Here is a 20,050-nt window from a genome sequence, read left to right as displayed (position 1 = left end):
TGTGAAAGCAAGGCAAGAGAAAAAGGCCTGCATAATATGCAGGCCTTTGATATGTTATACGATTATTTAATAGAACAGTCTGACCAACCCTGTTGAGAAGATTGGAATATAGGTCAAAAGCAACAGGTTGATTGCCAGCAAAATGTAAAACGGAACAGCTTCCTTGATGAAATCTTTTGTTTTGCATTTTGTAATACTGCAGGTGACAAACATCAGGGTGCCCATCGGAGGAGATAATGCGCCGATGGCATTATTGAAGATGTAAATCATCGCAAACTGGATTTCGTCAATACCATATGCGGCAGCTACCGGGGCAAGCAGCGGAACCAGAACAATCATGGACGCGTTGCCTTCAATGAACATACCGACGATCAGCAGGAAAATGTTGACGATAATCAGGAATACATATTTATTGCTGATGGAGCCTACAATCCATTCGGTCAGTTGTTGCGGAATCCGTTCTTTGGTCAGAATCCAGGAGAAAACAGATGCCGCGGAAACGATCAGCATGATGGACGCAGTGGTTGTAACGGTTTCTTTCAGGCCCTGCATCATATCCTTGATGTGTATCTCGCGATAGATCAGCCCCAAAATCGCGGCATACAGGATCGCAACCGCGCCGGCCTCAGTCGCGGTAAACACGCCGAGGCGGATGCCGCCGATGATGATGATCGGCAGGCAGAGCGGAAGAACTGCCGGTTTCAGGGCTGCGCCGAATTCCTTGCCGGTTACGCGTGTGCTGCGCAGCGGCAGATAACCGCGCTTTTCAGAAACAAATTTGACCAGCAGCATCATGGACACGCAGAGAAGGGTGCCCACCCCAATTCCGGAAACAAACAGCTTGCCGATGGAAACATTGGCAATGCAGCCATACAGGATCATGGCAATCCCCGGGGGGATCAGCGGCGTGATCATGGAGGAAGCCGCTGTTACAACGCTGGAGAAAGAGTTGGAAAACCCTTTTTTCTCCATTTCGGGAACCAGCATCTTTGCCTCCATTGCCGCATCCGCAATGTTGGAACCGGACAGGCCGCCCATTAGGGTGGAGAGGAGAACGTTCACCTGCGCAAGGCCGCCGGACATGCGCCCTGTAATGACTTCGCAGAAGGACATGATCCGCTTGGTTACACCGGTGTAGTTCATAAAGATACCGGCGCACACAAAGAAGGGAATCGCAAGCAGGGAGATGCTCTCCGTACCGGTAATTGCCTGCTGGGCGAAAACGATCGGGTTTACCTTAGGATTCAGCAGGAAATAAACCGCTGATCCGCCAAGCACCGAGATGTAAACCGGCACCTTGAAGAACAGTAAAACCAGCATCACGACTGATGCGAGAATCAAAATTTCATTCATTCTCCAATTGCCTCCTTAACCTCGGATTTTGTTCCTGTGATTATTGCGTAAAAATAGCTGATGATCATCAGGACGTAGGAAACAGGCGCCATGCCGTAGATGACCGTAAATGGTATCTTCAGCATGCTGGTGGAGCGTCCGCTCTTTACAAACATATTGATGAAACCGATGCTTTGATAAAACAGATACCCTATCACAGCTATCACAACAGCGGAAATCAGGATGTCGAAAACTTTCTGAACCTTTTTTGGAAATAGCTCTACGACCATTTCAATTGCCACGTGGCTTCCGGTGCGGAATGCCGCACCGCCGGCACCGAACACGATCCAAACCATGCAGGCCGTCTGGACTTCCTCCAGCCATGTTAACGGCTGGCCGATCACATAACGCATGATAACGCCATAACAGGTAAGCGCAATCAGAACCAGCAGGGTGAGAGACGCAACCGCAATGTCCAGATTGCCGATCACGGACAGAAGTTTGCTTTTAGGCTGTTTCAAGATAACCCTCCTCTTGGATTAGGCCCCCATAGCGGCCTTTACCGTCTCATAAAGACCGTCAGACCAGCCAAATACATCGCCCTTCGTATAGAATTCCTGCGCTTTGTCTTTGAATCCCTGGAGGACTTCCGGGCTGGGCTCTACCACGGTTACGCCTTCGTCCTTCATCTTCTGGAGATAATCCGCTTCGGATTTTTCCTGCAGCACGTTGTTGTAGAGACCTGCTTCCTGGCAGGTGGAAACCAGCAGATCCTGCTGTTCGGGGGTCAGGGAATTAAACATATCCGCGGAGCAGACCAGCGTGGTGAAGTTCTTGACGTGGCCGTCCAGAATCAGATATTTTGCAACTTCCTGCAGTTTGCGCCCATAGAGGGTCGCCAGCGGGTTTTCAGCGCCGTCAATAGTTTTGGACTGGAGCGCCTGGTAAACGTCGCCCAGATCCATGCCGGTGGAAGTAGCGCCCAGAACGTCAAAACCGATCGACTGGATCTGGTTGCCGGGAACGCGGATTTTCAGGCCTTTCAGATCGTCCACAGTGTTCACCGGTTTGGTGGTCAGAGTATGGCGCTCACCGTAAACCCAGTTAGACGCGACCAGTTTCAGGCCTTTTTCCTCAAGCTTATCGCTCTGCTGTTTATACCAGTCGGACTCGGTCAGCTTCCAGCACTGGTCCCAGTCGTCAAACAGGAACGGTCCGAAGACGATACCGAAATCGGGAACACCATAATCCGCATAGAACGCGCCGTCAGCAAGGGTCACAACCGGCTCGCCCAGCAGCATGGAGTCGATGAGCTCACTCTTGGAGCCCAGCTGGCTGTCCGGATAAAGTTCAATTTTCAGAGTGCCGTTGCTCTTTTCGTCAACCAGTTCCTGCCATTTGACAAGACCCTGGCCAAACGGCTCGCTGATCGAGTTTTCAAAGCCGACCTGGATGACCGTGGCTTCTCCCGACGCGGGTGCGGCTGCTTCACTGGAAACTGAAGACGCCTCGGAGGACGGGGCTGCGGAATCGGCAGAGCTGGATGCCCCCGAGTTCCCGCAGGCGGCAAGCATAGACATGGACAGAATACCTGCTAAAGCAAATCCTGTAATTCTCTTCATTTTCATAAGATGTTCTCCCTTCATAATTACGGTTTTATGATTGATTTTACTGTTTTGTAAAATCTAACACGACTTTTAACATAGATCCCGCGTTTTTATCAAATTCAGAAAATGCGATTGCAGCATCCTCGAAAGGATAAACGTTTGTTACGATTTTTTCAAGCGGAACATTTCCTTGTTTGACCATATCGATCAGCTCGATAAAATCTTTGGTCTTCGCATTCCGAGAACCAAACACATTCAGTTCTTTTTTCTGCAAAAGGGTAAAATTAAAGTCGAGGTTCTTTTTGCCGACGCCAATCAGCACCACGCGGCCTCCAAATGCCGCGGCGTCGATGCAATTCTGGAAGGTGGACGGCAGCCCGACCGCCTCGATCGTTACGTCAAATCCATCACCGTTTGTAATGTCTTTGACCTGCTGCGCAAAATGTTCCGCAGAGTCATTCAGTAAAGTGCCGTCTATACCGAATTGTTTTGCATACTCTAGTTTGCCCTGCGCGACGTCGCTGATATAAACCAAAGCACCCTGCTGCTTTGCCGCGACAGCGGCCAGCACGCCGATGGTTCCTGCACCGATGACCAAAACCTTTTCGCCCACTTTTACCTTAGCGCGGGAAACTCCGTGATAGCTGATGCAGAACGGCTCAATCAGTGCAAGTGTTTTTGCGGGCAGGCCTTTGCCGTCGCAAAGGCGTTCCGCCGGCATGGTGATGTATTCCGCGAACGCCCCCTCGCGCTGTACGCCCATGGTCTGGTTGTCGGTGCAGCAGTTGACCAGGCCGCGGCGGCAGGAATAGCAGTGTCCGCAGTTAAAATAGGGGTTGCAGGTCACAATCATTCCCGGCTTGAAGCCCTGCTCGTTTGGACCGATCTCGATAATCTCCGCCGAGAATTCATGTCCGGGGATGCGGGGGTAGGAAAAATAAGCGAATGTTCCGCGGTAAGAGCCAAGATCGCTGCCGCAGATTCCGCCGTAGAGGAGTTTCAGCAGTGCCTCGCCCTTTTTTGGAACCGGCTTTTCAATTTCGCGAAGAATTACCTTGCCCGGTTCTTCAATAAAAATTGCTTTCATTCAGAAATCCACCTTTGCTTTATTACCTCCCTGATGCATCAAGGCTCTGTTGTGTACAACGTAAGAATAAATGATAAATCCATCAGTGTCAATAAATTTTCACAAACTATTCAAATTTTCGGACATCATATCTAAGTAAATCACGATAATTTTGTTGATGTACTACAATCAAATTTCCAATTTCAGACATACTACGGTAATCTTTTAACAAACTCTTGGCAGATTAGGATTCTTATAGTATACTTTAGACAGATGATAACGGTGCTTTTACGAAAACTGAGGAAAGGAAAAATAACATGAAAAAAGAATCACTGAAACTGCAGGCATATAATATCATCAAGGAAAAAATTATTACCTGCCAATATGCGCCCAACACCTTGTTGAATGAAGAAATTCTCCGCGAAGAGATCAACGTCAGCCGTACTCCGATCCGCGACGCGCTCAGCCGTCTGGAGCAGGAAGGCCTCATTAAAATCCTTCCGAAAAAGGGCATTATGGTTTCCAGCCTTTCTATCAGTGAAATTAACATGATATTCGAAGTCCGCATGCTTTTGGAGCCTTATGCGCTGCGCAAGTTCGGATATCTGATGCCGGAAGAGCTGATTATGAGCTATTATACAAAGTTTTCCGACCAGAGCCAGCAATATACGATGGATGAATTCTTCTTAATGGACGATGAGTTCCACTATGCGATTATCAATGTGATTCAGAACCGATTTCTGCTTCAAACCTATGCCGATATTCATAACCAGAACCTTCGGTTCCGCGTCATGACCGGGAAAATACAGGATAACCGGCTGTCGGAGACCATAAAGGAGCATCTGAGCATTGTAAAGGCGTGCCTGAAAAAGGACTGGGAGCTTGCCGCGCAGGAGCTTTGCGCGCATCTGAAACAATCGAAAGACGCAACATTCGACCTGCTGCTCAGCGGTGAGGCACCTCTTATTTAGAACTGCTTTTGAATCGCAGGGTCATTTTCCCGATCGGGACAGATGAAAACGCTGTCGAATGTTGTATACATCGTTTGTGGGATCAGTGAAGTCTTTGTAGATACTTGTAGTTATGAAGACCTAAAAAAATCCCTCCACCGATTCACACAGTGGAGGGTTCAATGGTTTTGTTGAAAATAAATAAAAGTGGGGCCGGCGTTTCGCCGGCCCCACTTGTTGATTTGATACTTGTTGATTTGATACTTGTTGATTTGATACTTGTTGATTTGATACTTGTTGATTTGATACTTGTTATTGATGCATGCGGCGGTAGAGGAAATATCCTCCGGTAATACTGCTTGCCAGAACCAGCACGGTTGCAATCAGCGCGCCGGCCCACGGGAAGGTATCTTCCTGTGCAGTACGCTCTGCATTCCCGCTGTCCGGATCCGCATCCGAAAGGCCGACTGATTTCAGATCCGGATTGTCGTTAGTAATTTTAATGTTGGAAGTTTCCTCAGCCTGTGTGCTTTCTGTGGCCGCGGGCACAGTGACCGGTGTATAGGAGTATCCGCCGTTTCCGGTAGAGGGGTTCACCTTGACCATAGACTCATAGTCGTCTGCCAGGTCGTCCGCAGCAGTATCATCGTCTTCCTCCACATACTCGACTTCATAATCCTGGGAATAGACGTCCAGCTCGGTGTCAGAAACGATATAGGTGCCCAGTACCCGGGTTTTGACTGTCCAGCCGTCAATGGCATAGCTGTCCTCGGAATAGGTGAACCGCTCGGTTACATCCGAAAGATAGCCGTCACTGTCCAGCTCGTAAATATAACAGTCCTCAGGATCCGGATAATCGTCGTCGTCCTCATCCCACGGGATGCCCAACGTCAGGGCGGCGCGGGAGGTACTGGGAACGGTTGGGTTCCCTACAAAATTGTAGAACCACAGGTCTGCGTCCACAGGGTCGCCGTATTCGGTGTAGATGTCCACATCGCTCTTGGTGGACAGACGGGCGTAAAAGTCTTCGGCGTCATCATCGGCGGTAAACTCGATTGCCGCGCGGTCGTCACCCCAGATAAAGGTGTTGACCTCATCGGATTCGGGGGAGAAATAGACGCTGTCGCCGGTGTCCGCTTCGCCGTCGGAACCACTGATTTCGGAATTGTTGATCCACATCACGAGATCCAAAACGGCGTATTCGCCGGAATCCCACGTGCCTTCATCCCCGTCGGATGTGGAGAGTGTCTTTCTTGCCTTAAACGTAATTTCCGCGGTGGCTTTCAGCTCATCGGTGGTGGTGGAGTCTTTCAGTACTACTTTCAGGTAACTGCCCCGTACGCTGTCGCCGTCCAGCCGCTTTTCGCCGACCTGCGTAATCGAACTGATCAGGGATTTTCCGCTGCCGTCTTTATCAATGGAGAGTTTGAACAAGTCGTCATCTGCCAGTTGGCTAGCGGTTGCGGTATCGCCGTCGCTTAAAATAGTGGCCAGATCATTTCCGGTTTCGCCCAGCTTGATATAGAAGGTTTGATTGGGCAGCAGGCCGTCCAGAGTCAGCCTTCCGTTGGAGGCGATGTCGTCAATTTCACAATTGTCTCCGGAATTATCCTCTAAAGTTTCACCGTCTTCGTCATAGACGGCAATTGGCTGGGTGACATAACCCGTGCTGCCGGTGTAGGAAATTGCCGTGAAGGTTGCCGTAATGGCAGTATCGGCGGTAACTGTGGCCGACTGCGTGTATGCGGAGGAGGTATTGGGCGACCAGGTGGAGCCGCCGATTGCCAGATAGGTCAGCCTGTAACCGGAATTCGCGTCCGCGGTGACGGTGAGCGTGCTGTCCGCATCAACCACAGTGGTTCCGGCTGTCAAGGTTTTGTAAATCCCTCCTACATATCCGCGGACCGACAGCGTGCCGTTTGAGACCGTCGGTACGGTCACATTATAGGAGGAAGCGGTGGTTTCTGTATTTGTTGGAGGAAGCGACGTTGAAAAAGTCGCAGAAATGGCAGTGTCACCTGTGAGGGTATAGGAAACGCTGCTGTTCGTGTAATTCGTTCCGTTAATCCGCATGAAAGAAAATGCATAGCCATCCGCGGGGGTGGCCGTAATCGTAATAGCCGCGTTTTCAGGCAGACTCGTGCCGGATGAAACAGACGAACCGTTATGAGTTACGGCCAGATTCCCATAAGCAGAACTTTCTGTAAATGTGACAGTGTAAGATACTTCTTTTTTCGTGAAAGATGCGGAAACTGTTGTGGCGGAGTTGATCGTGTAGCTGTCGCCATTATTGATTGCCGTACCGTTGACGGTTAAGGACGCCAGTTCATAGCCATCCACGGGAGTGGCTGTAATCGTAACAGCCGCGTTTTCAGGCAGACTCGTGCCGGATGAAACAGGCAAACCGTTATGCGTTACGGTCAGATTCCCAAAAGCAGAGCTTTCTGTAAATGTGATGGTATAAGATGTTTCTTCTTCCGCAAAGGAGGCGAAAACTGTTGTGGTGGAGTCGATCGTGTAGCTGTCACCATTATTGATTGCCGCACCATTAACGGTTAGGGATTCCAGTTCATAGCCGTCCGCAGGGGTGGCCGTGATTGCAACCGAGCTTCCGGTCTCCAGAGCGTTGCCGGACGGGACTAAAGAGTCCCCGCTGGTCACAGACAAAACGCCGTTGTCCGGATTGTTATACGTTATGGGATAAACGACTGTCTCGTCTTCCCAAGAAGCCGATGTGGAAGAACTAGTGTTGTCTTCTGGGGAAGATGGAGTGGAAGGGCTGCTGTCGTCCTCTGAGGAGGACGGCGCAGAAGAACTGCTATCGATGTCTACAGGCAGGAACGCGGCGGAAATACTGGTTCCCGATGTGATTTTATAGGTGGTCGGGATGGAATAAGGCTCGGAATTGATCAGCAGAGAGCCAAGCGAATATCCGGTGTCCGCAGTTGCCGAGACAGAAAGGGATGCCCCGTTTTCCACCTCTATGCTTCCGGAGGCGGTATAAGCCATATCATTCAGGTAGAGGGTACCGCCCGCTCCAACCGAATAGGTAACTGTGCAGGGTTCAAGAGACTCGTTCAACTGAGCGGTCAGGAGCGACAGGAAAGACCTTGCCTGCGTGGAGGATGCTTCCGAAGAAGAGGATTCAGCTGAAGAGGAAGATGCTTCCGAGGATGAGGGCTCAGAGGAGGAAACTTCTGAACTTGCGGCACCGGTTCCCTCCGTGTCGGTTGGCAGGGAACTGCTGGTCAGTGCCTGCCGGCGGGAAGTACCGCTAAAGCGCGAATGCCCCCTTGGGGAAAAGGCGAGTACGCCGACGGACAGATATCCCGCGGCCATGACAGCGGCAAGCACCATGGAAATAATTCGTCGCATATAAAAACCCTCCTTAAAGGTACTATATTAAAATATGATATTTAACCATCTTGTATTCAGTGTAAAAAGCCAGCGTGATTGAAATAAGGCATTAATGTGACGGAATTGTGAAAAAAGTGTATACTTTTTGCGAAGGTTACATTACCGCTGTAAGGCGCTAAAAACGAGTCTCCATCGAGAGGCTCGTTTTTGGCTTCTGTCTGTCACCGGACCGTTTATGATCAGATTATACAATGAGAGCAAAGGTAGTGATTTTAGCAGAAGCATCCATCACGTTACGGGCTTCAACTTCAGCATTTTTCTCAATCGCAATTTCCTTTGCAGAGGATACATTTAAAGTTTTTACTTGTCCCAATATCGAAACAGCCTGCTTCTCAGACATTACATTTAGCGTAGTAACCGCTCCCCATACCTCTGCTTTCCCCGAGGATGAAGCGGTTACCGTGTCTACCGTGCAATCCGAAGCCATGCGGACATTCAAAAGAGGGCTGCTATTGCTGCCGCTGTCTAAAATGGTTAAGGAATTGAAGGTGCCCGAGACCTCAAGTAAAGTTTGTTTTCCAAGCGTATAAGTCCGGTAAGCGTTCTCTTGATCAAAAAAACAGATACACAGATCATTTTCTTTATCTATTAAGACTGTGATATCTTTATCGCCGATTGATTTGGACACTGATTTTTGACTGTCATTGTCAAAAAAATGAACGGAGTCACCGCTGACGGTAATCCTGTCAGATGCAACAGGAACGTCTGCGGCGGATATGACTGTTCCAAAAGAAATCGCAAACAATAGGACCAGTGCGAGAGATATAGTTCTTTTAATATTTATTTTCATGATATGTCCTTTATTTTAAAGCTTCAATTTTCTAAACAATATCGTTAAGGGTCTACCGGCTCATCATCTGGAAGTGACGAAGTATGAGATGAATTATGCGAGGATGATTTCAGTAAGTCGTCAGGCACTGGTCCCCAGGGTTCCTCTGCAATAGGGTTTTCAGGACTGCCTAAGGGTGCTTCTGATGAAGAATCTATTAGGTCGTCAGGTGCCGGTTCCCAGGGTTCCTCTGCAATAGGGTTTTCAGGACTGCCTAAGGGTGCTTCTGATGAAGAATCTATTAGGTCGTCAGGTGCCGGTTCCCAGGGCTCCTCTGCAATAGGGTTTTCAGGGTTGCCTAAGGGTGTTTCAGATGAATCACTTTTAGTTATTAGATTTGAGATGTTTTTTTCAAAATATGCTTCAGCGTCTAATAAATAGCGATAATCGTTATAATTAAGCATTGTCGGTTTTTTTCTATCATCTGGCCAATCGCTTAAATCAGATAATTGATCGGATATGGAATCATTTATTTTGTCGATCATTTGCTTCAAAACTGTCTGAAAAGGCTTTTTGTAAATATAGTTATAAAAATCATAGATCACAACATCAGAGTCTTTATAGATAATGAAGGTTTCCAACTGGTTTAAATAATATTTTTCCCCGCAGATTTTAATTGTGCATGAAGAACTTTGATTTGCTAATTCAAAGGCTTGTAAATACATAATCGGAATGGGTTCAGAGCCATTGGAGTCCCAAAAGTTCAAAGCGAGAATTGTATAATCTCCATTGAGCGAAGAATCTGTATACAAATCAGAGGGATTTACAGAGATAATACTGCTAGATGCAGATAAAGTCAGATCATCAGCTAAAATAACATTATCAGGTATGTTTATCAGATAGTGAGCATTTTCTAATGATTGGCCAGAAAGCAATTCTTCTTTTTCATCAGAATGGACACCACAGCCAGAAAGCAACATTGACAATATGATTATCATAAAAAGTTGAAAGTTCCTCATAATACCTTCCCTCAAGATAAAATAAAGCGTTGATTAGACACCAACGCTTTATTTATGTCAATTATTTAATTATAGCATAGGAACGTACAATTGCACCACTATTATAATATTGTCCTAAGGTTTCTGCTCTATAATCGCCCTCTGGATCACGAATGTATATAGTTGCATTGCCGATGTAATGTAATAGCCATAAGCAACTACATAGTGACTGTTCCATTTATTAGTTCTTATTACAACCGGATTTCCATTATCAGTTGCGTTAATCGCAACATTTTCATACTACTTCCCTGCGTCTTCTTCTGATGATGGAATGATGCACTGTCCTATATGTTCATTAAAATACTGATAAACAGCTTTTGTCCAAGAAAAATCATAGTCTAAATGATCTGTGCTGTATTGCAGAAGATATTCATTATATGATTCTGTCATAATGAAATCAGTAAAATCAAAAATGACGATAGAAGAATCCTCATAAATTTTATAGTCTTTTAAATCTTCCCAGGAGTAGTTATTTGACTTCACCTTGATTAGACTGTTCTCATCTTTTATATCGTTAATCTTAAATCCCTGAAGATATCTAATCGGAATTTCGGTCACAGATAACTTGGTCTCCACTGTAAGTACGCACAGATATGTAAATGAACCCAAGAGATCGTCTTGTGTGAGGTCTCCCATAATATAATCGGAATTGCCGGTAATGGTGAGATAGGCTGATTCCAATTGATGTTCGAGATTAGGGTCTATAAAATCTTTATCTGCCTTTACTGCAAAACCAAGTTCCTCGATGGAATAACCCTCTACCGGCTTTTTCTCCTGAGCAATAGATGAATTGCGATTATCAGAATTATTTATGCGCGGTATATCGCCGCTTTGACTGCCGCAACCGGATAATAAGAATGTGAAGCAAAATAGTGAAATAAATAAATTTTTCATATCATTGTTAAATCAATCTTCTTCAATGGTGTATTTGAAAAACCCATCTGCGTCGTAATCGGAATCTTCAACTTCCCGTTTCTCGCCAGTCTTGGAATTATAAAAATAATTATTGCTTTGTTCTATTCCAGGAGGCGCATCTTCCCATAGCTTACCTGTCTTTAAAAATTCTTTCCATTCCTCTGTAAATACGGACCAGCGTATAGTATAGTTGGAAAGCGGCCGATAAGAGGAGATTTCTTCTGTTGATGAGATGAGCTCGTCTGCAACACCGGATTTTCTATGAAGCCGTAAAATTGTAAAATCTGAGTTTTCTCTCACAAAATAAATCAGTTCGCGGCTTGCAAGGATGTGGTCGATGGGGTATGGATCTTCATAAATAAATTGCTGATTTTCCCCATTCTCATCCGTTTGAATGATTTTGTGATGATCTACAATAAATATGGGCTTCCCGTATACCACTGCATAATCGCTTACTGAACCTAATTGGTCAGAAATGGTTGTTTGGTCTATCTGCTCATTGGTCAAACTAAATTTAAATCTGACAACGGAACCATCCTCTTTCGCATCGTAAAAATATCCATTATCAACAGCTAGTGATTCGTCTATCCATTTACGCTCTTTTGAAAAATATTCATCATAATCCATTTCTTCAAGAGGCAAATCGGACTTTATTGAACTGGATAGTTCACTGTTCTGGCTAATGCTGCTTTCGCTGCTATTAGCAACTTCACTTTTGCCGCAGCCCGCTGATATGCAGCAGAAGAGGATACAGCTACAAAGCCGGAGGATCGCCTGTCGGTTAAATTGTTTTATTTTAACCACTACTTTCAAGTTTCAAAATCAATGATAGTTCTTTATTTGGATGAGAAAATATGTTTATTAAATTCACTGACCCAATGGACTCACCTCTTTTATTTGTTGTTATAAGGGTATCACAATTTTTCTGATAAAGATCAAAAAATGCAAAATTGACGCGTTTTATTGTCTCACTTACACCGCATTTACGAATTGTTGACAAAATAAGTCACATTTTATATTAAATGCCTCCAGAATGGTTACCTACTTTAATAACCGATTCTAGGGGCATTTTGCTACACTTTTACCTGCCAATAAAATTCGAGCACAGCAACAGTTTTTTGTGCGATTTGATGTTTTCGAAAAATAAGTGTAGGATTTTAGAGAGAAAAGCCCTTTATAAATGATATAGAAAATTAAAAAAAGTCGAATAGAGTATGGATCAAATATCTTTTTTAGAAAGAAGGTTATTTCAATGAGTAAAAAATGGTTAAGTATTTTCTGTTTCTCACTATTAATCATCACGGTGACAGCCTGCAATATACAATCGGAATCCGCTGCATTGGAGGAAAACAGCACAAGCGAAAGCAATATGGCAGACGATGACCAGACTCCACAAAGTTTAAAACAATATCGTAAATACGTAGATCCATTTGCATATCAAATTGGACGGGAATCTTGGGATGATGCGGAAAAAGTAGATCCGGATGCTTTCGTTGTTTATTATATTTATATGGGAACCACAGATGAGGTTGAATTTTCATCCGATTGGCCCAAAGATCAAGAATATAATAATCCTTTAATACCTGAGGATGTGCTGGAACAATTTGTACAGAAGCATTTTGATGTAACAGCTGAGCACCTCAGAAAATCTCAATATTACGACGCGGATAAGCATGCTTATTGGTCGGGGGGGATTGGAACTACGGTGGATCTCTACACAGTGGGCGCCGAACAAACCGATGATTCATTAACGATAAGATATATTGGGCATATAGACAGTACAGATTATCTGGCTACATGGGATGGAAATATAGTCTTGCGACTAGAAGAAGACGGAAATTACAAATATGTATCCTATGGGTTAAATAATTTTCATGAAGAAGTTTTTTAGAGAATAAAAGGTTTTGTTTTTATCCTTATGCAATGTTTTACCTTTTGCTTACAACTACTATAGATAGACAATTGCACGATTTATAAGCCCATGAGATAAAAACTTTTTTAGAAAGAAGGGTATTCTAATGAGCAAAAAATGGTTAAGTATTTTCTGTAGCCTACTGTTAACCATCACTCTGACAGCCTGCAATACACAGTCTGAATCTGTTGCACCAGAAGAAAGCAGCATGAGCGAAAGCAGCATATCTGCATTATTAGAGTCGGAAGATTCGAGCCAGCTATCCAGCAGCCGACAGGAAAACAGCTTTGCCGAAACACAATTGCCCTCCCCTGTAATTAGTTACGATTCCAAACAACAAAAGTACTATGAGAGAGAAGCTAATAAACTATATTATAATTTAGTACATCCATTATTTTGGGCTGGAATTACCTTTGATACGTGGGATGGCGCCGAACAAATTCCCGCAGATAAATTGGTAACCTTTTATCAGGTGCAGTGCTTGTATGAAACATACCCGGACACATGGACAACCATGACAGTTTTAGCAAAAGCTGTCGAGCCATTTATTCAGAACTATTTTGATGTTTCAACAGAACATTTACAACAAGCAGAATACTATGATATGGATTCTCGAACTTATTGGTTTGGATATGGTATGGGTGGGGGTGCAACCTTTGAAATAACGGACATTCAGAAGGACGATCAGATTTTAACGATTTCACTGATTTATATTACAGCAGATAAACCGTTTCGAAAATCTGAACTTAAAATTGATCTGTCAAATGGTGTGCGGTACCTGTCCTGTAAGGCAGAAGATATTCTTTCTTAAAAATGGGGAAGGCAATCATTGCCTTCCCCATACAAATTATACACCGATATACCCTTCGAAAGTGTAAGAACGACCAAATCTTTTCATGAGATCATCCTCGCTATTTACAGAAAGAATTTTTCCGTCTGCAGAAGAAAGCTTACCGTCACCATCATAGTTTGCCTCGGAAAATAGCATCGAGCCATCATCGAAAACATCTTCGATAACAAGTACATGACCAAAGTCACCATTTCCTCCGGACCAGCATGCAACTCTTTTTTTTGATGGATAGGAAAATTGCTTTTTGGAGGGAGCAGAGTCATACCATTGACCAGCATTACCCGAAACTGATAGTTTTTTGCTAGTTAATTCATAGATTCGTCCAAAGGCATACCATGTGCACTGACCTTTTGTATAAGGGTTAACAGGGCTTTTGTATGCTGCGTTGTTAAAGTCTGCCATAATAAAATCCCTTCTTTCAATCATATAATTTTTAAAATAAAATGCTTTCTGCAGCAAGCACTTATTTTTGAGAGAATAAATGGTTTTGCTCTTTTCTCTTATGCCCCTATAAAGAGCAAACTGTTAGCTAAAAATTAAGGCCTCTGCAAATTATTTTTTCTTTTGGTTTCCGTCAAGCTCCTGATTTGCATTCAGCAATGCTTTGGCAAGAAAAGCCGGCAGTCTGACTCCACAGGCGTTCAGGTTCTCACAGATGGAAATACTTTCGTTAAGAATAATGTAAATGCCTATAATTGTGCCAAATGGGATATGGAATGAAACAGACACGAGATCACTTATGGAAACCAGAAAAGCTTCAAACAAGTCCAGAAAATAGCCAAAGAAAAGACCTGCAAATAGAGACATCTTTTTCCAAAAGCCTTGATATCCTGTAAATTATTTGTACGATTTGATGTTTTGGGAATATAGGTGTAGGATTTTAGAGAGAAAAGCCCTTTATAAATAATATAGAAAATTAAAAAAAGCGAGTGGAGTATTGATCAAATATCTTTTTAGAAAGAAGGTTATTTTAATGAGCAAAAAATGGTTAAATATTTTCTGCTGCTTACTGTTAACCATCACTCTGACAGCCTGCAATGCACAGTCTGAATCTGCTGCACCAGAAGAAAACAGCATGAGCGAAAGCAGTATATCAACATCATCAGAGATAGAAGATTCCAGTGAGCCATCATCAAGTCAGCAGGAAGTGCCATCCAGTTCCAGCGAGCCAGATCAAGCAAGACTGGATTATCTAAACAGTTTAAATATAGATAGCGCCCCCGTGGATTTAAATGACCTTGAAGCAGTTACTAGAGTTTATGTGCAACCGATCCTGACGAACATCTATTTTTATGAATGGGAGGATGCATCACAAATCAAGGCAAAAGATCTGATTGATATTTGCTCTTATAATAATTTTTTAAATCTTCCCAGAGACAACGAGCTATGTTATCCGCCCGAATACAGCAATGCGCCTGCCGATCAAGTAGAGACGTCCATACAGAAACACTTCGATGTCACAAAAGCGTATCTGGAAACAGCTCCTCAATTTAACGCACAGCACCATACCTATGAATTGATTGGTGGGTTCGGGGGTGCCGTATGGCCAGTTGCAATGTCTGCCGAACAGCAGGGAAATCAAATTATAATAAAAGTTGGGATTTTATGTGCTGTTAACAAACAGGAATTGCAGGAGATGGGAGATACAGCCCCAAAGGCTCTTCAATCTACAAAAATAATCTGGGTTTCTCGTGGTGCTTTAGTGCCCTCCGGTATTTTAACTGCAGAGATTGAAGATGAAAAAACAGTTGAGTATAGTTCATATCAATTGTATGATGGATTTGAATGGTAATAACTTTTTAAAAGAGGGGGCCATAACTAAATGGCCCCCTGTAAACAGAAAACAACTATTTAAGCGTGATGATATCCACCAATAACTTGCGAGAATTCATCCAGTATAAACTGCCAGGTCCATGTTCTGTAACGGATCATAGCATCAAGTAGATAATTGCAATCATAAGCAGTAATCCCCTTTGAGGTTTTGCCAGCCACTATAATACCATGCTGCCCTGAAGAAACGTTAGGCCGCCATTTAAAGGTGACCCGCGCGCCCTTCTCGATGTCATCGAAAGCAGTTTTCACTGAATTTGCGTCGGTAAATGTAGTCGTGTCCAAGGGGTCGCCTTTTCCATAAGTAGCGTCAAGGACCATTCTTGCAAACCCAATACAAGAATAACCGGTCCCCTCATCGTTGACATAACTTCCATCCCAATATTTGTCTTTCGGCAAGTCTGCAAGAGGGTATTTCTTGTTCCAAGTTTTAGGTGTAACCTTAGTATTTCCTACATATTCTTTTGCCATAATAAAATCCTTCTTTCAATCATATAATTTTTAAAATAAAATGCTTTCTGCAGCAAGCACTTATTTTTGAGAGAATAAATGGTTTTGTTCTTTTCCCTTATGCCTCTATAAAGAGCAAATTATCAGCTAAAAATTAAGATCTCTGCAAATTATTTTTTCTTTTGGTTTCCGTCAAGCCCCTGATTTGCATTCAGCAATGCTTTGGCAAGGAAAGCCGGCAGTCTGACTCCACAGGCGTTCAGGTTTTCGCAGATGGAAATGCTTTCGTTCAAAACAATGTAAATGCCTATGATTGTGCCAAATGGGATATGGAAAGAAACAGACACGAGATCACTTATGGAAACCAGAAAAGCTTCAAACAAGTCCAGAAAATAGCCAAAGAAAAGACCTGCAAATAGAGATATCTTTTTCCAAAAGCCTTGATATCCGGTATTGCTGTTTACGGCGTGGGCTGCCTTTGCTTTTAAAATCCCGGTCAGGACATCTAAAATAACCGCCAAACATACCAGCAATGAAAGACTTCCATATCTGTCAAAAAATGAAGTGACCCATCCCGCGACGGCAGATAGAAACCAGAACGGTGTATGGTTGTCCATAAATTTTGGCCTCCTTTCAAAAGTTTCCCGCTAATAACTGCTTTTTTAATTTTTTGACCGCGTTTGTTTTTGTCTGGCTGATTGCCGACATGGAAACATGGCAGTGCTCCGCAATTTCCTTTACCGGGTAATGGAACCGGTAAAAGAAAATGATGATTTCCGCTTCACGCGGGGTCAACAGGCGCGATAAAGTGTCGTACTCGATTTGAAGGTATTCGTCTGAAACAGATTGCAGCTTGTCCAAAAAATAGGCGCTTTGCTCTTCTCCATTTGCCTGACCAAAAGCGGACAAAGGAATCACTTTAGCCATATCGTTTTGTTTTTTCGATAACTTGATAAAGTGGTGTTCCATACACTTTTTTATGTAGTTCAGCAAATAGGGGTCTTGCCTGCTTGCCAGATTTTCCAGCTTCACTTTCTTGATTACTTCGATCAGCTGCAATTGAAGGTCGCTGTAGGCGTCTTCCTCCTTTAATTTTCGGGAGTATTTACGAAGCAGAGGCTGAAACTGATCGATTAATTCCAGCAAAGCGGTTTCATCACCTTTTTGTGCCAGTGAAATCTGATCAAATAGGGATTGCATTTCGCTCACCTGTCCTTTTCCTGCTAAAGAGAAAAGAAGAGCAAAAAAATTAAGGTGGATACGCTGCAAATTTTTAAAAGTTTCAGCTGCGTGTATAATCGAAAAAAAGCAGGGAACGGCACAGATTCCTCTGTACCGTTCCCTGCTTTTTCATGACTTTCAAAATCTAAGGCAGAGTGGTATAATTAATATGTTCGGATTGGACTGGTTTTGTCGATTTGTTCTGCAAGACGGCCGTTGACATACGCATAAAAATGGAACATGACCCGATATTCATAGCCGGAGCTCACATATAAGCTTTCGCTCATAACGACGAAAGAGCTCCCTGTTGCCGTAACTGTTTTTACATTGCCCCAGCTCCCGCCGGATTTTCTTCTCTGGAGCACAGCTTCAATTTTGCAGGAGGTGGCATTTGATTCCAGATACATAGTGGCGTCAATGCGGGCCAGTCCTCCCGGATTTATCAGGAAGCTATAGGTTACGGCATCCGTATAAATGTACTGAACAGAGATAGGGCCATCTCTCACGGAAGCCGTCGGAGCATAAGACTGGGCGGCGGGCGGCGGTTCACTGCCGGTTGGGCTGGCGTAGACCAGTGTGCCGAGAGAGAAACTCATAGCACTTGCCAGAATCATAGAGAGAAACTTGCGCATTGATTTTTTCATAGGGATTCCTCCTTTAATAGATTGTTTTACTATATAAAGGAAAAAACAGATTAAAATGCTACATCTGCCTATGCGGATGATACAAAATATAAAATTTCAAATATAAATTATTATTTAAAAGAAGAACCTCTGGACTTCCGTACTTTTTATAAGCTGTCCGGAACTTTGCAGATGCAGGACATAAGGGGGCGTAGAATATTGTTATTTCTATTTGATACAGAGGAAGAATGCGATAAGTTTACCCAAATATATACGCAGTACCATAAACCGCTGTATTATGCCGCGCTGGAAATCATGAGAACCAGCAGTCTTGCACAGGAAGCGGTGCAGGATACGTTTTTGAAAATCTCAAAAATGCTTGACAAGCTGGATGTGGAGAAACACCCCCAGACCTATGCTTATTTGAAAACTACGCTGAAAAGAGTCTGTTATCAGAAAATGGATCAGGAAAACAGGCAGGATCATGCGGATATTTCTGAACTGGAGATTGCTTCCGATTTTCAGATTGAGGAAGACCTGCTGAAGAAGCTGGACGGTGATTTGCTAAAACAGTTCGTAAAAGAGTTAAAGCCGGAATACCAGCTTCCGCTGATTTATAAATATTATTTCGACTATTCCGACAGGCAAATTGCAGATATGCTTCAGATTTCGTCTGTAAATGTAAGTGTACGCATTGTCAGGGCAAAGAAAAAGCTGCTGCAGATGGTAAAGGAAAGGAGTGAACTCCTGAATGGCGAAATCAGAATTGAATCATGAGCTTTTTGATGTTATGATCAAGCATGCCGTCAAAGATTATCTGGAGGAAGAATACCTCAGCGATATGCAAAACTGTGAAAAGGAACCCGAACCTCCGTTTGACAGCAATTTTTTAGCCGGTATCCACAAAATCAGGGTGAAAGCAAAATGGGACCATAGATTAAGGTCAGTTAGAAAAACGCTCCCTAAGGCAGCAGTGATCATACTTGTCTCATTGGCGATCCTGAGCGGGCTGGTGATGAGTGTTGAGGCGTGGAGGGTTGAAATCTTTAATTTTCTGTTTCACGCAAAAAACGACCACATGGAAATTACGCTGGTGGGAGACGATGGGCAGGCTGCGGAGATCCCCAGCAAGCAATATTATTACCCATCCTATCTGCCGGAAGGATTTATACCTTCTCATGCGGAGAAAGCCGGAGGATATTTGGTCATTGAATTTACAGGGCAGGACAACGAGAGGCTGATTTTTCAACAATATTCAGAAACCGGATCGACGTTTCTCATAAACACAGAGGGGAAATATACCGAAAAAATAGAATTGAACAGCGGGATCGGATATTGTGCGCAGGATGAGGATTCTCTTACGATGATTTGGAATCAGAACGAGTATTCTTTCCTCATGTTGACTACTTTGGATAAAAAGGAAGCTGTAAAAATTGCGAACAGTATAGAATGGGTGACCCAGTAAAAATGGCCCGGTTTTTTAATTATTCAGCTTGAATATAAAAAAAGCCTGCATAAACAGACGTTTATGCAGGCTTTTTTGGTACGCCCGACAGAATTCGAATCTGCGACCTTTGGAGTCGGAGTCCAACGCTCTATCCAGCTGAGCTACGGGCGCGTATCTATTATATATAGTATAGGCGTTATATATAGTATAGGCGCTGGTTTTTAAACCAGTGCTATATAGTATAGCATAAATATTGAAAAAAGCAATTGGTTTTCTTTAATTCAACAAATTTTATCCAAAAGATTAGGCTTCCTATCAAAGAAACCGCATATTTTTACTGTTTTGAAAAATAATAATCAAAAAAGTTTTCAACAGGGTTTCGTGGAAAGAGTTGAAAAGTCAGCTTGCAATGCGTCGCCCGCCCGGTTGAAACATTGTTGAAATCCCAAACTGCGCGAAAAAGGAAAAAAGAATGCAAAAAGGTGTTGACAAAAAGGGATGGGAATGGTATTATAACTAAGCTGTCTCGTGAGCGACGCGGAAAACGGCGAAAACGAGAGGCACAGCACCTTGAAAAATGAACAACGAGTAAGGAAGAAATCA

General features: G+C 43.8%; 21 protein-coding genes, 1 tRNA gene and 1 pseudogene. 6 read left to right on the top strand and 17 right to left on the bottom strand.

All coding sequences use genetic code 11. The features are described from left to right. Positions 1-66: 66 nt before the first annotated feature. From C1A10_RS00110 to C1A10_RS00095, 4 genes are read right to left on the bottom strand one after another with little or no spacing between them, the layout of a single operon-like run. Positions 67-1,353, bottom strand: coding sequence for a TRAP transporter large permease (locus C1A10_RS00110; protein WP_101908284.1), 1,287 nt, complete (start codon positions 1,351-1,353; stop codon positions 67-69). Then, a complete protein-coding gene (locus C1A10_RS00105; protein ID WP_101908283.1) occupies positions 1,350-1,853 on the bottom strand; it encodes a TRAP transporter small permease in 504 nt (167 codons plus the stop codon). The genes C1A10_RS00110 and C1A10_RS00105 overlap by 4 nt, the downstream gene beginning before the upstream one ends. Before the next feature lie 18 nt (positions 1,854-1,871). Then, positions 1,872-2,960 (bottom strand): C4-dicarboxylate TRAP transporter substrate-binding protein, encoded by a 1,089-nt coding sequence (locus C1A10_RS00100; protein WP_101908282.1) that lies wholly within the window; start codon positions 2,958-2,960, stop codon positions 1,872-1,874. Between the two features lie 40 nt (positions 2,961-3,000). Then, positions 3,001-4,026, bottom strand: coding sequence for a zinc-binding alcohol dehydrogenase family protein (locus C1A10_RS00095; RefSeq protein ID WP_101908281.1), 1,026 nt, complete (start codon positions 4,024-4,026; stop codon positions 3,001-3,003). Between the two features lie 296 nt (positions 4,027-4,322). Between C1A10_RS00095 and C1A10_RS00090 the strand changes: the two genes are divergently transcribed. Continuing rightward, positions 4,323-4,976: a GntR family transcriptional regulator gene (locus C1A10_RS00090; protein ID WP_101908280.1), complete on the top strand. Its 654-nt coding sequence runs from the start codon at positions 4,323-4,325 to the stop codon at positions 4,974-4,976. Positions 4,977-5,267: 291 nt separating this feature from the next. On the opposite strand, the gene C1A10_RS00085 is transcribed toward C1A10_RS00090, so the two are convergent. The 5 genes from C1A10_RS00085 to C1A10_RS00065 form a co-directional block, all read right to left on the bottom strand. Then, on the bottom strand, positions 5,268-8,330 hold the full coding sequence (locus tag C1A10_RS00085; RefSeq protein WP_101908279.1) for an InlB B-repeat-containing protein: 3,063 nt from the start codon (positions 8,328-8,330) through the stop codon (positions 5,268-5,270). A gap of 226 nt (positions 8,331-8,556) precedes the next feature. Continuing rightward, a complete protein-coding gene (locus C1A10_RS00080) occupies positions 8,557-9,162 on the bottom strand; it encodes a hypothetical protein (RefSeq protein WP_101908278.1) in 606 nt (201 codons plus the stop codon). Positions 9,163-9,206: 44 nt separating this feature from the next. Further along, on the bottom strand, positions 9,207-10,160 hold the full coding sequence (locus tag C1A10_RS00075) for a hypothetical protein (protein ID WP_101908277.1): 954 nt from the start codon (positions 10,158-10,160) through the stop codon (positions 9,207-9,209). 279 nt (positions 10,161-10,439) lie between these two features. Further along, a complete protein-coding gene (locus C1A10_RS00070) occupies positions 10,440-11,093 on the bottom strand; it encodes a hypothetical protein (protein WP_101908276.1) in 654 nt (217 codons plus the stop codon). A gap of 12 nt (positions 11,094-11,105) precedes the next feature. Beyond that, complete coding sequence (locus C1A10_RS00065) at positions 11,106-11,927, bottom strand: hypothetical protein (protein ID WP_145997671.1); 822 nt, start codon at positions 11,925-11,927, stop codon at positions 11,106-11,108. Between the two features lie 439 nt (positions 11,928-12,366). Between C1A10_RS00065 and C1A10_RS00060 the strand changes: the two genes are divergently transcribed. Both C1A10_RS00060 and C1A10_RS00055 read left to right on the top strand, forming a co-directional pair. Beyond that, on the top strand, positions 12,367-13,005 hold the full coding sequence (locus tag C1A10_RS00060) for a hypothetical protein (protein ID WP_101908274.1): 639 nt from the start codon (positions 12,367-12,369) through the stop codon (positions 13,003-13,005). 127 nt (positions 13,006-13,132) lie between these two features. Further along, positions 13,133-13,837: a hypothetical protein gene (locus C1A10_RS00055; RefSeq protein WP_101908273.1), complete on the top strand. Its 705-nt coding sequence runs from the start codon at positions 13,133-13,135 to the stop codon at positions 13,835-13,837. 36 nt (positions 13,838-13,873) lie between these two features. Here the strand turns inward: C1A10_RS00055 and C1A10_RS00050 are convergent, their stop codons facing one another. Then, on the bottom strand, positions 13,874-14,278 hold the full coding sequence (locus C1A10_RS00050; protein WP_180950913.1) for a CHAP domain-containing protein: 405 nt from the start codon (positions 14,276-14,278) through the stop codon (positions 13,874-13,876). A gap of 150 nt (positions 14,279-14,428) precedes the next feature. After that, positions 14,429-14,698, bottom strand: a pseudogene (locus C1A10_RS00045) (phage holin family protein); the annotation flags it as partial. Positions 14,699-14,849: 151 nt separating this feature from the next. Here C1A10_RS00045 and C1A10_RS00040 point away from each other — a divergent pair. After that, the gene (locus C1A10_RS00040; protein ID WP_101908270.1) at positions 14,850-15,668 is read left to right on the top strand and encodes a hypothetical protein; all 819 of its coding nucleotides are present in this window, start codon (positions 14,850-14,852) and stop codon (positions 15,666-15,668) included. 59 nt (positions 15,669-15,727) lie between these two features. On the opposite strand, the gene C1A10_RS00035 is transcribed toward C1A10_RS00040, so the two are convergent. The 4 genes from C1A10_RS00035 to C1A10_RS00020 form a co-directional block, all read right to left on the bottom strand. Then, positions 15,728-16,177, bottom strand: a complete 450-nt coding sequence (locus C1A10_RS00035) for a Rossmann-fold NAD(P)-binding domain-containing protein (protein ID WP_101908269.1) — start codon at positions 16,175-16,177, stop codon at positions 15,728-15,730. 149 nt (positions 16,178-16,326) lie between these two features. Continuing rightward, positions 16,327-16,773, bottom strand: a complete 447-nt coding sequence (locus C1A10_RS00030) for a phage holin family protein (RefSeq protein WP_101908268.1) — start codon at positions 16,771-16,773, stop codon at positions 16,327-16,329. Between the two features lie 16 nt (positions 16,774-16,789). After that, complete coding sequence (locus tag C1A10_RS00025) at positions 16,790-17,356, bottom strand: sigma-70 family RNA polymerase sigma factor (RefSeq protein ID WP_242968793.1); 567 nt, start codon at positions 17,354-17,356, stop codon at positions 16,790-16,792. Between the two features lie 185 nt (positions 17,357-17,541). After that, positions 17,542-18,021, bottom strand: a complete 480-nt coding sequence (locus C1A10_RS00020) for a hypothetical protein (protein WP_101908266.1) — start codon at positions 18,019-18,021, stop codon at positions 17,542-17,544. Positions 18,022-18,219: 198 nt separating this feature from the next. Between C1A10_RS00020 and C1A10_RS00015 the strand changes: the two genes are divergently transcribed. Both C1A10_RS00015 and C1A10_RS00010 read left to right on the top strand, forming a co-directional pair. Next, a complete protein-coding gene (locus C1A10_RS00015) occupies positions 18,220-18,777 on the top strand; it encodes an RNA polymerase sigma factor (protein WP_180950912.1) in 558 nt (185 codons plus the stop codon). Further along, on the top strand, positions 18,752-19,465 hold the full coding sequence (locus C1A10_RS00010) for a DUF4367 domain-containing protein (RefSeq protein ID WP_101908264.1): 714 nt from the start codon (positions 18,752-18,754) through the stop codon (positions 19,463-19,465). The genes C1A10_RS00015 and C1A10_RS00010 overlap by 26 nt, the downstream gene beginning before the upstream one ends. Before the next feature lie 76 nt (positions 19,466-19,541). Here C1A10_RS00010 and C1A10_RS00005 read toward each other — a convergent pair. Next, positions 19,542-19,618 (bottom strand) — tRNA-Arg (locus C1A10_RS00005). A gap of 163 nt (positions 19,619-19,781) precedes the next feature. Next, a partial coding sequence (locus C1A10_RS18625) for a hypothetical protein (protein WP_207654704.1) occupies positions 19,782-20,050 on the bottom strand: 269 nt, incomplete at its 5' end.

The sequence above is a fragment of the Marasmitruncus massiliensis genome, assembly GCF_900186535.1.
Lineage (GTDB): Bacteria > Bacillota > Clostridia > Oscillospirales > Ruminococcaceae > Anaerotruncus > Anaerotruncus massiliensis_A.
This window is presented reverse-complemented; position numbering and strand designations above follow the sequence as displayed.